Raw genomic sequence first — 14,795 nt, 5'->3', positions numbered from 1 at the left:
TCGACGTTTTAAATGCTGACCTGTTCTAACTGTTGGAAGGGGCCGGCAACACAGCGCTGGCGCCGATTCTGTTGAGGAAAAACAGGTAGACCAGGCCCGCTGCAATCCAGATACCGCCGAGCTTTTGCGCATCGACACCCATGTTGTACAAGATGGCGCTGACGATGATGAAGCCGATCACCGGGCAGACCAGATGACGGATCAACTGGCCGGACTTCTGCCGACGCCAGTAGTAGTTGATCACGGTCAGGTGCAGCAGTATGAAGCCGCTCAGGGCCCCGAAGTTGACCAATGAAGTCAGGGTGTCCACCGAGTTGATGAACAGGTAGCAGATCAGCAGCGACAGCACCGCCACCAGGTAAATGCTGATGTACGGAGTGTTGTGTTTGGGGTGGACCTTGGCCAGCACTTTGGGCAGTTTGCCGTCGCGTGCCATGCCGAACAGCAGGCGCGATACTGCGGCTTGCGAGGTGATCGCTACCGCTACGCCCCAGGCCAGTGCCGTGGCTACACCGGTAACGGTCGCCAGCCAGCTGCCGGCAGCAATTTCGGCGATTTCATAGAACGCGGTATCAGCGGACTTGAAGCCCATGCCGGCGGCCAGGTCCGTGGCGATCCAGGTCTGCACGACGAAAATCACCCCCATGACCACCAGCGTGATCAACGCGGCTTTGCCGACGCTGCGGCCCGGATCGCCCTTGATCTCTTCGGCCAGGGTCGAAATCGCATCGAAGCCTAAGAACGACAACACCGCAATCGACACCGCTTGCATCAGCAGCGCGAAGTTGAAGTGTTCAGGGTTGTACAGCGGCGCCAGGGTCAGCTGGCCGTTACCGGCGCCACCGTGCAAGGCGGTCCAGGCGTAGAACAGGAAGATCCCCAGCACCACCAGTTGCGCCAGCAGAAAGATGATGTTCATCCGTGCGGTAAAGGTGATTCCCCGCAGGTTGACGAAGGTCGCACTGACCAGGAAGGCGAGGATGAAACCGACCTTGGGAATGTCCGGGTACAGGTGATTCAGCGCCATTGCCGCATACACATAGAGCAACGGCGGGATCAGCAGGTAGTCGAGCAGCATCAGCCAGCCGGCGATAAAGCCAACATGCGGGTGCAGCCCGCGTTGAGCATAGGAGTAGACCGAGCCGGCGATCGGGAAGGCCCGTGCCATGCTGCCGTAACTCAAGGCGGTGAACAGCATCGCCACCATGCCGATGATGTAGGCCAGCGGCACCATGCCGGGCGCCTCCTGGTTGACGTAGCCGTATACGCCGAACGGGGCGATGGGGATCATGAAAATCATCCCGTAAACCACCAGATCGGTCAGCGACAGGCTGCGTTTCAACTCTTGCTTGTAGCCGAATTCTTCTATTTCCATGAAGCGGTTCTCCTTGTAGGCCACTACGGCAATGTGTTTGAACCAGGCCGGTAAAAACACGCTACAGCGTTTGTTATCGTTGTTTTACCAGTACAACCATCTGTGTATTTTCAGCTTGAAACGGTTCGTTTGAGGTTTCGGTTCTACAGCAACGGCGCCAGATAATCGCTCCAGGTCTGGACCGCCAGCCGATTGCGCAACAGGTCGTTACGCACCTCGATCAGCACCGAGTCGATGCCACGGGTGTCGCCGTGAACCGGCACTGTCATGTCGCTCGCCGGATTGATTTTGTAGGGCTGATTGCCGGCAACCCGCAATGGATACCTGGCCAACCCGTCGATCAGCCGGTTCGCATACTCCTCGGCCTGCCCATACAGCACGCCGGCTTCCAGCGCTCGAGGTTGGCCGAAGTAGATCGGCGTGAAGCTGTGAATGCCCACCACCCGCACCGTGCGGCCTTCGGCCAGGCGGGCATCGATCAGATGGTGAAGGCGTGTGTGAAACGGTGTGAACAGGCACTCGCGGCGGTAGTCGCGGGTGGCTTTGTTGAGGTTCTGATTGCCCGGCACCGGGTAAATTTCGCTCTTGGCCGGGATGCTGTCCGGCGCCTGCAACGGACGGTTGAGGTCGATCAGCAGACGCGAGTAGTTGGCCGCCAGCAGGGTCGCGCCGAGGGCTTTGGACAGGCTTTCGGCGAGCGCCAGCGCGCCGATGTCCCAGGCAATGTGCTCGTGCGCGGCTTCGCTGCTCAAGCCCAGATCGTTCAAGGCCGTCGGGATGTAGCGGCTGGCATGTTCACACACCAGAATCAGCGGGTGCTCGGACGCTTCCCGGCTCAGGCTGTACGCCGGCTCGGTGTAGAGCCCGAACTCGGCGGACTCAGTAGAGGCGTGCATAGTGCTCACAGAGTTGGGCGGGTGACAGGTGTTGGGTCAAGGCAAGTTCCTCGGTTTTGACGGCGAAGTAGGTGTCGAGCAAGGCGCTTGGCAAGGCTTCAAGCAAGGCCTCGCTGCCCCGCAAGTGGCTCAGGGCCTGCGCGAGTGACGCGGGCAGGGCGACGATGCCGCGGCGCTGGCGTTGTTCTTCATTCAGCGAGTCCGGGACTTCGTCGGTGATTGCGTTTAACGCCAGGCGTTGCTCGATGCCCAGTCGGCCGGCAATCAGCACGGCGGCCATCGCCAGATGCGGGGAGGCTGTGGCGTCCATGGCGCGGAACTCGAGGTTGTATTGCGCGGCTTCGGATTTGCCGCCCAGGCTCACGGTCGGGCAGATCCGCAACGAGGCTTCGCGGTTGCGTTGGCCCAGGCACGCGTACGACGCGCTCCAGTGATGCGGTTGCAGGCGCTCATAGGAAATCGGGGTCGGTGCGGTCAACGCGCAGAGGGCCGGCAAGTAGTGCAACACGCCCGCGGACCAGTGCTGGCCGAGGGTCGACAGGCCATTCGCGGTCCCAGCGTCATACAACACCGGATCGCCGGACAGGTCGTGCAGGCTCAGGTGCAGGTGCACGCCGTTGCATACCGCGTGCTCGGACGTTTTGGGTGCAAAGCTCAGGTTCAGGCCCATTTGCCGGGCGATCTCACGGGTGATCTCGCGCACGTTGACCGCGCGGTCGGCCGCCGCGACGCCCTGGGTCGGCCGGCAGGTGATTTCGTATTGGTGTTTGCCATATTCGGGCAGGAACATTTCCGGCTCGACCCCCCCTGCGCGCAAGGCGCTGAGCAACCAGCCGCCGAACGCCGCGCCCTGACGCTGGGCCTCCAGCGAAAACGCCGGATGCTCGACCTGGGCGCTGTCGGTGGTGAGGTTGAATTCGTGCTCGAAGGCCGACGTGATCTGCAGCCCCAGTTCATCGTGGTAACGCTGTACTTCGTTTCGCAGCAGTGTCCGCGGGCAGGCCGCCCATGGACGGCCATCGGTTTCGCAAATGTCGCCATGGATGAAATCCAGGGCCGACGCACTGGCATCGGGACCGTTGCTGACCGTCACCCGGCTGGCCAGGTCGGGGATCAGCCGCAAGTCACCGTAGGCGCCCCACGGATTGCTGGAGGCGATGATGTCTTGCGGGGTCAGCGCGCTGTTGGCCGGGACCCAACCGCAACCGGCGGCTTTGTAGTGTTCGAGTTCATCGCTGGGAAACGAGCGGCCGCGGGTCACGCCGATCAGGTCCGTGGTGACGATGGTGGTCATGGCCACGGGCGTCAGGGGCTCACTGCTGTTGGCGCGGCTCATGCCTGCAACGCCTGCAAACGGTCGAGCACGGTCTGCGTGTCGGTGATCCAGCAATAACCCTTGATTGCGTTCAGGCACGCCAGATGGCGTTGCTCGGTGTAGGTCGCGCAGGCGTCTTCGACCAACGTCACCAGATAGCCGCGGTCAGCCGCATCGCGCACGGCCATGTCGACACACTGGTCGGTGACGATGCCGGCGATGATCAGATGGCGGGTTTGCAGGTTGCGCAGCACATAGTCGATGTTGGTCGAGTTGAAGACCCCGGAGGAGGTCTTGGGCAAGACGATTTCGTTTTCGACCGGTGTCAGTTCTTCAATGATGGCGGCGTGCGGGCTGCCTTTTGGCAGGTGCATGTCCGACAGTTTGTGGTCCAGCGAGCGGTCGCGACCGTCGGCGGTGAGGCTTTCGATGAGTGTATGCAGAACGTTCTGCCGAGCCGTGCGCACGGCGGCCAACAGCCTGAGCTGGTTGGGAATCACCTGTTGGCGGGTGCGCTCGAGGAAGTACTTGGCGTCGGGCCCTTGCAGGTGCGGGTCGAACTGCGGCTCAAGCCAGGCGCGTTGCATGTCCACCAGCAGCAGCGCGGTGTGGTCGGTAGCAAACGGCAAGTCACGGGGCGAGTGATGGGGGAGCATAAACATCCTTATTTTTCCTCCAGCAGGTGAGTGGTGAAATCGCTTCGTAGTGCATCGATGCCTTCGAGTCGCTCGGCGAGATCCGGGCAACGCGGCGTCAGGCAGGCAATCAAGGCCTCGACCTGGGCCAGCGCCGGCACCAGGGTGTCGAAGGCCGACGCCGACTCTACGGGCGCAGTGATCACCAGATCCGCCATCTCGCGCAGCGGCGAGGCGTAGATATCGGTGAACAGCACGACGCGCGCATGCCGGTTCCTGGCCGCGCTGGCAACGCGCAGTGCCTGGGATTGATAGCGTCGATAGTCGAACACCAGCACTACGTCCTGGCGTTGCACATCGAACAGCCGATCGGGCAGTTGCGCGTTGTCTTCCAGGGCAAAGCAGCCTGCACGCAACAGGCGCAAATGATTGAGCAGGTAGTGGGCGAGGAAACTGCTGAAGCGTCCGCCGAAGCAATGCACTTGATGCCGTGTATCCAGCAGCCATTCGGCCAGGATGCGCACATCTTCGGGCTGGGTCAGGGCCTGGGTTTCGAGCAGGGCGCGGTGACTGTCCGCCAGGTAATGGGTCCAGACATCGTCTTGCTTGAGGTGCGAACGTGGTTGCAACAGTGCACTGGGCGAGCGCAGCCGGTGATCCATGTCGCTGAGGAGTGCGTCCTGAAAATCGGCATAGCCACCGAAGCCGAGTTTTTTCACCAGGCGCACGATGGTCGGATCGCTGACGCCGGCATGCTCGGACAGGCGTGACATCGGGCCCAGCCCGTTGCGCGGGTACTGATCCAGCAATGCACGTATGACTTTGCGTTCCGACGGCGTGAGGTCCAGGCCGGGATCGGTGATCCGGTCTCTGAGTGAGGGCATCCGAGCTCCTGCTAGAGGGGGGTGTCGCTTTTATTTCATAATCCGTTAAATCAGTATTTATGTAATTTATGCTACATGTCTAGTGAATTTTTTCATGTGCCTGAAAAGCACTAAAGTGGGGCGAAAGTCTTGTCCGACAAGGCCTGCGTGGGTTTCGCCTGATGCTGTACGCTAGTGCTTTAGTTCGTGTAGGAAATTGGTGCGTTGATCTACGGATGAGCCGTTAGACACCATGACGCACAGCGAGGTGAAGCATCCATGAAGCAGCTACTGGTCATTGGCATCGGTGCCGGCAATCCCGAATACATCACCATGCAGGCGGTCAACGCGCTGAACCGGGTCGATGTGTTCTTTCTGATGGACAAGGGGCAGAGCAAGGACAAGCTGATCGACCTGCGGCGGGAAATCTGCGAGCGCTATATCACCGATCCGGCTTATCGCTTCGTCGAGGCCGACAGCCCCGAGCGGGTGCGTGGCGATGTGGACTACAGCGCCAGCGTTGTCGATCTGAACCGCGATAAGCAACAGATCTTCGAGCGCTTGATCAACGAAGAGATGACGGACGATGAGTGTGCGGCGTTTCTGGTGTGGGGCGATCCGGCGTTGTACGACAGCACCCTGCGGATCTTGCAGGCGATCCTCGAGTCCGGTCGTTGTACCTTCACCTTCGAGGTGATTCCCGGCATCAGCAGCGTCCAGGCCTTGGCGGCGCAGCACAAGGTGCCGCTGAATCGCATTGGGCGCTCCATTGAAATTACCACCGGCCGCCGCCTGGCTGCGGGCCAGGTCAGCGACGCCGACAGCCTGGTGGTGATGCTCGATGCAGAAGATTCCTACCTGCAGGTGGCCGATCAGGAGCAACAGATTTACTGGGGCGCCTACCTTGGCACGCCGGATGAAATTCTTATTTCCGGCAAGCTCAAAGACGTTGCGCAAGAGATAACGCGGGTCAGGAAAGCCGCGCGGTTGGCCAACGGCTGGATCATGGACACCTATTTATTGCGCAAGCCTGAATCGCCAGAGTGAGCGCGGCTGTCAGTAAACCCAGACTTCCACCCGGCGATTCTTGATCCGTCCTTCATCGGCGCTGTTGGCCGCCACCGGCATTTCGTCTCCAAAGCCACGAATCTCGCGAAACACCACACCACTTTTCACCAGCTCGCGGCGCACGGCCATGGCACGCAGCCTCGATAGCAGGGCCGCCCGCTGCGAATCGGTCTTGGCATCGCCGAAGCCAACCAGTGTTACCTGTTTGTTCAGCTTGTCGTGCCGCTTTAAATAGTCGAGCACCCGCGACAGGTCCTGTCGGGCCTTGTTGTCCAGGTTGGCGCTGCCTTCTTCGAAGCGAAAATTCACCGTGAGTCGTTGTGCATGATCAATGATTGCCCGGTAGTCGTCAGGCATCTGCGGGTTCGGCGCGACGTTCATGGCTTGCACGGTCTGCGCGATAAAACCATTGGCGGCAACAATCGCCTGACCCTTGCTGCTCTGGGCGAATTTCACCAGCGCGTCGGCCCAGGGGTTCTGGCCATCAGGCGGCAAATAGAAATACAACCGACGCGACAGCGGATAGTCCTCGGTGGCGATCAGGCTGTTGAGCGGCAACATCGGCTGTGAGTTGCCATCGACAATCGCCACAGCCTTGGCCTGACGCACGTAAGGCAAGCCGATGAAGCCGATGCCTTGCGGGTCCTGGCTGACCGCATCGGACAGTTGCTCGCTGGATTCGAAGCGTTTTGCCGAACCCGCCAGCGTTTTCCCGCGATGGCTCAGGAGCAGTTCCTTGAAGGTGTCATAGGTGCCCGAATGGTCATCCCGGGCGTAAAGGTTCAGCGGGCCACCGGTACCGCCGAGTTCTTCCCAGGTTTTCACTTCACCACTGAAAATCCGCGCCAGTTGTTCGGTGTTCAGCTGCGTCAGCGGGTTTTGCGGGTGCAGGATGATCGCCAGGCCGTCGATGGCGATGACTTGCTCGGCGTTCGGGCTTTTCAGGTCGCCGAGGGTTTCGAGGTCGAGCAGTTCGCTGTCCTTGATCGGGCGCGAAGACGCCGCCAGGTCGGCGCTGGCGTTTTTCAGTGCGGCGAACCCGGTGCTGGAGCCGTGGGCGGCGATGTCCACGACCACCCGCCGACCCTGGGCCGTCTGGCCGACAATTTGCTGTTCGTTGTCTCTGTCCGAGACTTCGCTATGGACCTTCAGCAACCCTTGTCCCAGCAACAACCCTTTGACCAGCGCCGGACCCAGGGCTGCCCCGATGGTGTTGGAGCCTTGAATGCGCAGGGCAGGGCCACGCTCGGGTATCGGCAGCTCAGCGGCGGTGGCAGAGAGCGGAAGCAAACCGCAGAGCAGCAGCGGTAACAGGACGCGCAGCATCGAGCCGACACCTTTCAAGGTCACAGGAAGTGTCGGGAGAATAAGACAGAAAGGTTGCTGAAATATGACGACGCAATGATCGTTCCCACTGCGTGGGAACGATCGCAGCGATCAGCTCAGCTCAAGCCAGATCGGCGCATGGTCCGAAGGTTTTTCCATGCCGCGCAGTTCGTAGTCGACACCGGCGGCCTTGACCCGTGGCAGCAGCCCTTGGGAGGCGAGGATCAAGTCGATGCGCAGTCCGCGCTTGGGCTCGTCTTCAAAGCCACGGCTGCGGTAGTCGAACCAGCTGAAGCGATCCGTTACGTCCGGGTTCAGGTGGCGGAAGCTGTCCACCAGGCCCCAGTTCTTCAAACGGGCCATCCACTCGCGCTCTTCCGGCAAGAAGCTGCATTTGCCGGTTTTCAGCCAGCGCTTCATGTTGTCCGGGCCGATGCCGATGTCGCAGTCTTCCGGGGAAATGTTCACATCGCCCATCACCACCAGCGGCTGGTCATTGCTGAACTGGGTTTCGAGCAGCGTCTGCAAGTCGTTGTAGAAGCGCTCCTTGGCCGGGAACTTGGTCGGGTGGTCGCGGCTTTCACCCTGTGGGAAATAGCCGTTCATGATCGTCACCGGTACGCCGTTGGCATCGGCGAACGTGCCCCAGATGAAGCGGCGCTGGGCGTCTTCTTCATCGCTGGCAAAGCCTTTGTGCAACGCGAGCGGTGCCTGGCGTGACATAAGGGCGACGCCGTAATGACCTTTCTGGCCGTGGAAGCCCACGTGATAGCCCAGCGCCTCAAGCTCGGCGAGCGGGAACTGGACGTCATCGACCTTGGTTTCCTGCAAGCCGATGACGTCCGGCTGGTGCTTCTCGATCAGTGCCGCCAGTTGATGGGGGCGGGCGCGCAGGCCATTGATGTTGAACGAGACGATCTTCATGGTCGGCAGTCCTGGCAAAAGTGCGATGCTAGCTGACATGTACGAAGTCAGCCAGCATGGCAGTAGGGCAGATGCACTGCTAATGTCCTTTAGTGTGGGAACGATCAGCTTTGTAGCGGGTTCGTACTTATAAGAACGGGGCCATTTTAGCCCCGCTCAGGGGAGATAGACCGTCATGCCTGAAACCTCAACTGCCATTGCTGATGTCCACCGGCTCGACAGTGGCTATTCGCACGAAGCTCGCTCCTTGCTGTACCACGCCTATCGACACGAGCCAGTCTTCAAGTACCTGTTCGAGGCTGAACGCCCTGGCTATGAACACCGAGTGCGAGCCACGATACGGGAACTGGTCGAACAGCATTTTGTGCAGGAATTGCCGGCGATCGGTCTGCTGATCAATGACCGGTTGATCGGCATTGCGCTGATCGCGCCGCCGCAACGTCGTCTGGGCATCACCGAAAGTTGGGCCTGGCGCCTGCGGATGGTGCTGAGCGCCGGGTTGCGTTGCACCCGGCGTTATCTGGAGTATCACGCGGCGGTGGCGGCCTGCCTGCCATCGGACTCAGTGCATGTCTTGCCGTTGCTGGGGATTCATCCGGAGTTTCAAGGTCGGCACTTCGGCGAGCAGTTGCTCACAGCCGTGCATAACTGGTGCGCCGTCGACGAGCATTCCCAAGGTGTAGTACTCGACACTGGGAATCCGCGTTATCTGGAGTTCTATAAGCGGCAGGGTTATGAAGAGATTGGCGAGGTCGCTGTAGGGCCTGTTCTCGAACACGTGTTTTTCCACGCCAATCCGCAGGTGTTGCACAGCGCAACGGGTTGAGATCGAATTATTGTTCAGATTGTTCGCTCTATCACGCCCCCACGCTCGTGATAGCATCCGCGCCTATGAAGTTTCCAGGAAGATTTACCAGCGGTTTGCTCGTGCTGTTCAGCAGTGTAGCGGCCCTGGCGCAAAGTGAATTGGACGTCAGGATCAAACCGTCCAACGATGAACTGAAGGCCAATATAGAGGGCTATATCGGCGGCCTCGGCGATCGCGATGAGGAAGCCTTGTTGCGCTTTCGTCGTGGCGCCGAAGAGCAGGCCCGCAAGGCCGCCCAGGCCTTGGGTTACTACCAGCCCCATATAGAAAGCGAAGTCAAAAACGGCAAGTCGCCAACGTTGGTGTTGAACATCGACCCCGGCGAACCGGTGCATTTGCGCAACGTGACCATTCGTGTCGACGGCCCGGCCGCTAGCCTCAAATCCTTTCGTGTGCCCAAGAGCGACCTGCTCAAATCCGGTGCTGTGCTTAATCACGGCCATTACGAAGACGCCAAGCGGCTGATCCAGAATCAGGCTTCGCGCTTCGGCTTTTTCAGTGGGCGCTTTACCAGCCAGAAACTGTTGGTCGATCCTCGGGCCGGTGTCGCCGACATCGAGCTGATTTACGACAGCGGCCCGCGTTATGCCTTGGGCAAGGTCAGTTTTACCGGCGATACGCCGTTCGACGAAGACTTGCTGCAACGCATGGTGCCGTTCAAGAGCGGCGCGCCGTATGACTCCGAGCTGATCGCCGAACTCAATCAGGCGCTGCAATCGAGCGGCTATTTCGACGCGGTGCGGGTGGATGCGGCGCCGACCGCTGCGGCCAATGATGTGATACCGGTGGCGGTCAAACTCGACACGCGCAAACCGCGCACCATGGGCCTGGGTCTGGGCTTTTCGACGGACGTCGGGCCACGGGCCAAGGCCAACTGGACCCGGCACTGGGTCAATGCCGAAGGCCACAGTTATGGCTGGGAAGCGGAAGTCTCGGCGCCACGGCAGAACGTCGGCCTCTGGTATGACGTGCCGCTGGATCCGCCACTCACCGACAAACTGCGCTTTGCCGGTGGTTATCAAAATGAAGAACTGGCCAACACCGACAGCCTGAGCAAGTTGCTGACCGTGGGCCCTGAATGGCACAGCAAGTTGCCCAGCGGCTGGCAGCGGGTGATCTCGTTGAAATGGCAGCGTGAGGAATATCGCCTGGGCGACGATTCGGGCCTGAGTACCTTGCTGATGCCCGGCATCAGTTATTCCTATCTGCGCAGTGACAACCGCATCGACCCGCACAACGGTTACCGCTTGCAGTTCGAGAGCAAGGTGGCCAAGCAAGGGGTGGGTTCGGACAATAACGTGGTGTATGGCACTGCATTGGTCAAAGGCATCACCACGGTGTGGGACAACCATCGGTTCCTCGCTCGTGCACAGTTAGGTGGCAGTGCCACCAATGGTTATCGAACCATTCCGCCGTCATTGCGCTTCTTCGCCGGTGGCGATCAGAGCGTGCGCGGTTACGACTATCAGAGCCTGTCGCCGGAAAACTCCGCTGGCGAGCGCGTGGGTGGGCGTTACATGGTGGCTGGCAGCGTCGAGTATCAATATTCCATCGCCGAAAAATGGCGTATCGCAACCTTTGTCGATCAGGGCAACTCGTTTAACACGCTGGACCTGCCGAGCCTCAAGACCGGGGTCGGCGTCGGCGTGCGCTGGGTTTCGCCGGTCGGGCCGATCCGCCTCGACCTGGCCCATGCGCTGGATGATCCCGGTGGTATTCGTTTGCACTTTTCCATGGGGCCTGAGCTGTGAAGCGTGGTTTGAAAATAGCGCTGCTGGCGATGCTCTCGCTGGTGGCGTTGCTGTTGCTGAGCATCGGCGCCTTGCTCGGTACACAAGCGGGCAGCCGTTGGACGCTGGGCCAGGTGCCGGGTTTGAGCGTGGAGAATTTCCAGGGTCGCCTGGGCGGCCAATGGAGTGCCGATCACTTGCTCTGGCAGCAAACGGGCAGTCGGGTCGAGCTGAACAAGCCATTGTTCGCCTGGTCGCCACTGTGCCTGCTGCGCATGACCCTGTGCATCGAGCAATTGAAGGCTGAGCAAGTCATTCTGCAATTTGCCTCGAGCAGCGAAGCCAGCAGCGGGCCGATCAGCCTGCCGGAGTTGAAATTGCCGGTGGCGATCCAGTTGGGCGAGGTGCAGATCGGCAGCCTGTTGCTCAACGGCAGCGAGCAGCTCAAAGACCTGCAACTGGCCGCGCACTGGACGGCCAAGGGCTTGCAGATCGACTCCGTACATCTGCAACGCGACGACCTCAGCCTGGATTTGTCCGGGCTGCTGCAACCAACCGGCAACTGGCCGCTCAGCGCCGAAGGCAAGCTGACCTTGCCGGCACCGGGTAAAGCACCGTGGGCGCTGGCGCTGAAAGTCGACGGCGATTTGTTGAAAACCCTGAACCTGCGCGCCGACAGCAGCGGTTACCTGCAAGGTCAACTGACGGGTGAGTTGCAACCGCTGGTGGAAAACCTGCCGGCCAAGGTGCGGATTACCGCCGATGGCTTCAAGGCCAGCGCGGATTTGCCGGACACCTTGCAGCTCAACCAGCTGGAACTGACCGGCAACGGTGACCTGAAAAGCGGTTATCAGTTGCTCGGCAAAGCGACATTGCCGGCCGAGCAGGGCCCGGTCGGGTTGCTGCTGCAAGGCAAGGTCGACGCCAAAGGGGCGCAGATCGCCGGGCTTGATTTGAGCGCCAGCGACACGCAAAACCTCAAGCTGAGCGGGCAACTCGATTGGTCCGAGGGCTTCAGTGCCGAGGCGAAAATCGATTGGCTGGACTTCCCGTGGCATCGGCTGTACCCGCTGATCGCCGAGCCTCAAGTGGCGCTGCGCAGCTTCAACGGTGAAGTGTCCTACCGCGACGGCAACTACCTGGGCAACTTCAAGGCAGCACTGGATGGCCCGGCCGGCGCATTCAGCCTGAGCAGTCCGTTCAGCGGCGACCTGACGAAAATCTTCCTGCCGGAATTCAAACTGGCGGCCGGGCAGGGCAAGGCCGAAGGGCATTTGAATCTGCAATTCGCCGATGGCATTGCCTGGGACACGGCGCTGGACCTGTCGGCGATCAATCCGGCGTACTGGCTGGCGGAGCTGCCGGGGACCCTCGCCGGTCCGTTGCGCAGCAAGGGTGAAATGAAAGATCAACACCTGAGCCTCAACGCCGACCTCGACCTCAAGGGCAAGCTGCGCGGTCAGCCGGCCGTCTTGCAAGCCAAGGCCGATGGCGCGGGCGAGCGCTGGAACCTCAGCGCGCTGCACATTCGTCTGGGCGACAACCGCATCGATGGCAGCGGCAGCCTGCAACAGAAACTCGCCGGCCAGATCGACATCAAGGCACCGCGCCTTGGCCAGCTCTGGCCACAGTTGCGCGGTCAGCTCAACGGTCGGGTCGACGTTGCCGGCAGCCTCCAGGCACCGCAAGGCAAACTCAGCCTGCAAGGTGTGCAACTGGCATTCGACGACAATCGCCTGCAAAGCCTGAACCTCGACGCCAGTCTCGACAGCGCGCAACGGGCGAAGATCGACCTCAAGGGCAGCGGTATTCAGGCCGGCGACACTCAACTGGGCACGCTGACCGCCAGCGGCCAGGGCGATATCAAAAGCCAGAAGCTGCAACTGGACCTGCTGGGCCCGCAACTGAAACTGGCGCTGGGCCTCGACGGCAATCTGGATAAAGGCAATTGGCGCGGCCGTTTGGCCAGTGGCGACATACAGGCTGGCGGCCAGGACTGGAAGCTGCAAAATCCGGCAAAAATCGAACGCCTGGCCGACGGCAAGCTGACCTTCGGCGCGCATTGCTGGATGTCCGGGCAGGCCAGCCTGTGCGGCGAAGACCAGCGGCTGATGCCCGAACCGAAGCTGCGTTACCACCTCAAGCAGTTTCCGATCGACAGCCTCGCGCAATGGCTGCCGAAAGATTTTGCCTGGCACGGCAAGCTCAATGCCGATGTGCAACTCGACCTGCCGGCCAGCGGCCCGAAAGGCCAGATCATGGTCGATGCCAGCGGCGGTACGCTGCGCATGAAGGAAAAGGATCAGTGGCTGGATTTCCCTTACCAGACGCTGAAACTGACCAGCACCCTGACCCCGAAACGCATCGACACGCAGCTCGACTTTGTCGGTGGCAAGTTGGGCGAGCTGATGGTGCAGGCGCAGATCAATCCATTACCCAAGAGCAAACCGCTGAGCGGCTCATTCCGTTTAAGCGGTCTGGACCTGTCGGTGGCGCGACCGTTTGTGCCGATGGTCGAGAAACTGACCGGGCGCTTGAATGGCAGCGGCAGTTTGTCGGGCGGGCTGCTGGCGCCGCAGGTCAATGGCAACCTGACCCTCAGTGACGGTGAAATCTCTGGCCCACAGCTGCCGACGCGATTCGAAGCGTTGCAGCTTCAGGCGCAGATTGCCGGTGAGAGCGTGCAACTCAACGGCGGCTGGAAAAGCGGCAAGGCCGGGCAGGGCAGCTTGAACGGGCATGTTGCCTGGGGTCAGGCGTTGGTGGTGGATCTGAGCCTCAAAGGCACACAACTGCCGGTCACGGTCGAGCCGTACGCCGTGCTGGAAGTGGCGCCGGACCTGAAAATCTCGATCAACAACGACAAACTGGCGATTGTCGGCAAGGTGCAGGTGCCCAAGGGCGAAATCACCGTGCGTGAGTTGCCGCCATCAACGGTCAAGGTCTCCGATGACACGGTGATCGTCGGTCACCAGACCGAAGCGGGCAAACCGCCGATGGCCATGGCGATGGACATCGATGTGGCGGTTGGTGAGGACAAGCTCAGCTTTACCGGGTTCGGCCTGACGGCGAACCTGCAAGGTCATGTGCACATCGGTGACAACATGGACACCCGCGGCGAGCTCTGGCTCAACGATGGCCGTTATCGTGCGTACGGCCAGCGCCTGACGGTACGGCGAGCGCGGCTGCTGTTCGCCGGGCCCATCGATCAGCCGTATCTGGACATCGAAGCGGTGCGCCAGACCGACGACGTGATCGCCGGTATTCGCCTGAGCGGCAGCGCCGAGCAGCCGACCACGCAGATCTTCTCGGAACCGGCGATGAGCCAGGAACAGGCATTGTCCTATCTGGTGCTCGGGCGTCCGCTGACCAGCAACGGCGAAGACAACAACATGCTGGCTCAAGCTGCGTTGGGACTGGGCTTGATGGGCAGTTCCGATCTGACCGGCAGTCTGGCCAAGGATCTGGGCATTCAGGACTTCCAGCTCGACACCCAGGGCAGCGGCACCACCACCAGCGTGGTGGCCAGCGGCAACCTCTCCGAGAAACTCAGTTTGCGTTACGGCGTCGGCGTATTCGAACCGGCCAACACCATCGCCTTGCGCTACAAACTGAGCAAAATGGTCTACCTGGAAGCCGCCAGCGGCATCGCCAGTTCGCTGGATATCTTCTACAAACGGGATTTCTAAGCCCGTCCCCGATTGGGGCCGCTCCCTGTGGCGAGGGGGCTTGCCCCAAATCTGCAATCACATTCGTTCAGGCACACGTCGATTTTGATATCGACGGCTGCTGCGC

At 60.8% G+C, this 14,795-nt stretch carries 11 protein-coding genes; 4 read left to right on the top strand and 7 right to left on the bottom strand.

Annotated elements, in window-relative coordinates:
* Positions 1–25: 25 nt before the first annotated feature.
* From AO353_RS27910 to AO353_RS27890, 5 genes are all read right to left on the bottom strand, one after another.
* Entirely contained in the window at positions 26–1,375 is a 1,350-nt protein-coding gene (locus AO353_RS27910) for an APC family permease (protein ID WP_054597879.1), read from the bottom strand.
* A 143-nt stretch (positions 1,376–1,518) separates the two neighbouring features.
* A complete protein-coding gene (locus tag AO353_RS27905; protein ID WP_054597878.1) occupies positions 1,519–2,271 on the bottom strand; it encodes an N-formylglutamate amidohydrolase in 753 nt (250 codons plus the stop codon).
* Entirely contained in the window at positions 2,255–3,607 is a 1,353-nt protein-coding gene (locus AO353_RS27900; RefSeq protein WP_054597877.1) for a glutamine synthetase family protein, read from the bottom strand. The genes AO353_RS27905 and AO353_RS27900 overlap by 17 nt, the downstream gene beginning before the upstream one ends.
* Positions 3,604–4,248, bottom strand: coding sequence for an isochorismatase family cysteine hydrolase (locus AO353_RS27895; RefSeq protein ID WP_054597876.1), 645 nt, complete (start codon positions 4,246–4,248; stop codon positions 3,604–3,606). Before AO353_RS27895 ends, AO353_RS27900 begins: the two co-directional genes overlap by 4 nt.
* 2 nt (positions 4,249–4,250) lie before the next feature.
* Positions 4,251–5,105 (bottom strand): MurR/RpiR family transcriptional regulator, encoded by an 855-nt coding sequence (locus tag AO353_RS27890; protein WP_054597875.1) that lies wholly within the window; start codon positions 5,103–5,105, stop codon positions 4,251–4,253.
* 258 nt (positions 5,106–5,363) lie between these two features.
* Here AO353_RS27890 and cobF point away from each other — a divergent pair, with 258 nt between their 5' ends.
* Positions 5,364–6,131, top strand: a complete 768-nt coding sequence (gene cobF / locus AO353_RS27885; RefSeq protein ID WP_054597874.1) for a precorrin-6A synthase (deacetylating) — start codon at positions 5,364–5,366, stop codon at positions 6,129–6,131.
* Positions 6,132–6,140: 9 nt separating this feature from the next.
* Here cobF and AO353_RS27880 read toward each other — a convergent pair whose 3' ends face one another.
* Positions 6,141–7,478 (bottom strand): substrate-binding domain-containing protein, encoded by a 1,338-nt coding sequence (locus AO353_RS27880; RefSeq protein WP_054597873.1) that lies wholly within the window; start codon positions 7,476–7,478, stop codon positions 6,141–6,143.
* 111 nt (positions 7,479–7,589) lie between these two features.
* Positions 7,590–8,402, bottom strand: a complete 813-nt coding sequence (gene xthA, locus AO353_RS27875) for an exodeoxyribonuclease III (RefSeq protein ID WP_054597872.1) — start codon at positions 8,400–8,402, stop codon at positions 7,590–7,592.
* A gap of 175 nt (positions 8,403–8,577) precedes the next feature.
* On the opposite strand from xthA, the gene AO353_RS27870 reads away from it, so the two are divergent.
* The 3 genes from AO353_RS27870 to AO353_RS27860 all read left to right on the top strand — a co-directional run bounded on the left by AO353_RS27870 (position 8,578) and on the right by AO353_RS27860 (position 14,689).
* On the top strand, positions 8,578–9,228 hold the full coding sequence (locus AO353_RS27870; RefSeq protein WP_054597871.1) for a GNAT family N-acetyltransferase: 651 nt from the start codon (positions 8,578–8,580) through the stop codon (positions 9,226–9,228).
* A gap of 65 nt (positions 9,229–9,293) precedes the next feature.
* Positions 9,294–11,021, top strand: a complete 1,728-nt coding sequence (locus tag AO353_RS27865; protein WP_054597870.1) for an autotransporter assembly complex protein TamA — start codon at positions 9,294–9,296, stop codon at positions 11,019–11,021.
* Entirely contained in the window at positions 11,018–14,689 is a 3,672-nt protein-coding gene (locus tag AO353_RS27860; RefSeq protein ID WP_054597869.1) for a translocation/assembly module TamB domain-containing protein, read from the top strand. The genes AO353_RS27865 and AO353_RS27860 overlap by 4 nt, the downstream gene beginning before the upstream one ends.
* Positions 14,690–14,795 lie beyond the last annotated feature (106 nt).

It is taken from the genome of Pseudomonas fluorescens, assembly GCF_001307155.1.
In the GTDB taxonomy this organism is placed as follows: Bacteria; Pseudomonadota; Gammaproteobacteria; order Pseudomonadales; family Pseudomonadaceae; genus Aquipseudomonas; species Aquipseudomonas helvetica.
This window is presented reverse-complemented; position numbering and strand designations above follow the sequence as displayed.

Excerpts from the sequence above, each read along its gene's own strand:
- AO353_RS27910 (WP_054597879.1), bottom strand. The coding sequence starts at position 1,375 with ATGGAAATAGAAGAATTCGGCTACAAGCAAGAGTTGAAACGCAGCCTG.
- AO353_RS27905 (WP_054597878.1), bottom strand. The coding sequence starts at position 2,271 with ATGCACGCCTCTACTGAGTCCGCCGAGTTCGGGCTCTACACCGAGCCG.
- AO353_RS27900 (WP_054597877.1), bottom strand. The coding sequence starts at position 3,607 with ATGAGCCGCGCCAACAGCAGTGAGCCCCTGACGCCCGTGGCCATGACC.
- AO353_RS27895 (WP_054597876.1), bottom strand. The coding sequence starts at position 4,248 with ATGTTTATGCTCCCCCATCACTCGCCCCGTGACTTGCCGTTTGCTACC.
- AO353_RS27890 (WP_054597875.1), bottom strand. The coding sequence starts at position 5,105 with ATGCCCTCACTCAGAGACCGGATCACCGATCCCGGCCTGGACCTCACG.
- cobF (WP_054597874.1), top strand. The coding sequence starts at position 5,364 with ATGAAGCAGCTACTGGTCATTGGCATCGGTGCCGGCAATCCCGAATAC.
- AO353_RS27880 (WP_054597873.1), bottom strand. The coding sequence starts at position 7,478 with ATGCTGCGCGTCCTGTTACCGCTGCTGCTCTGCGGTTTGCTTCCGCTC.
- xthA (WP_054597872.1), bottom strand. The coding sequence starts at position 8,402 with ATGAAGATCGTCTCGTTCAACATCAATGGCCTGCGCGCCCGCCCCCAT.
- AO353_RS27870 (WP_054597871.1), top strand. The coding sequence starts at position 8,578 with ATGCCTGAAACCTCAACTGCCATTGCTGATGTCCACCGGCTCGACAGT.
- AO353_RS27865 (WP_054597870.1), top strand. The coding sequence starts at position 9,294 with ATGAAGTTTCCAGGAAGATTTACCAGCGGTTTGCTCGTGCTGTTCAGC.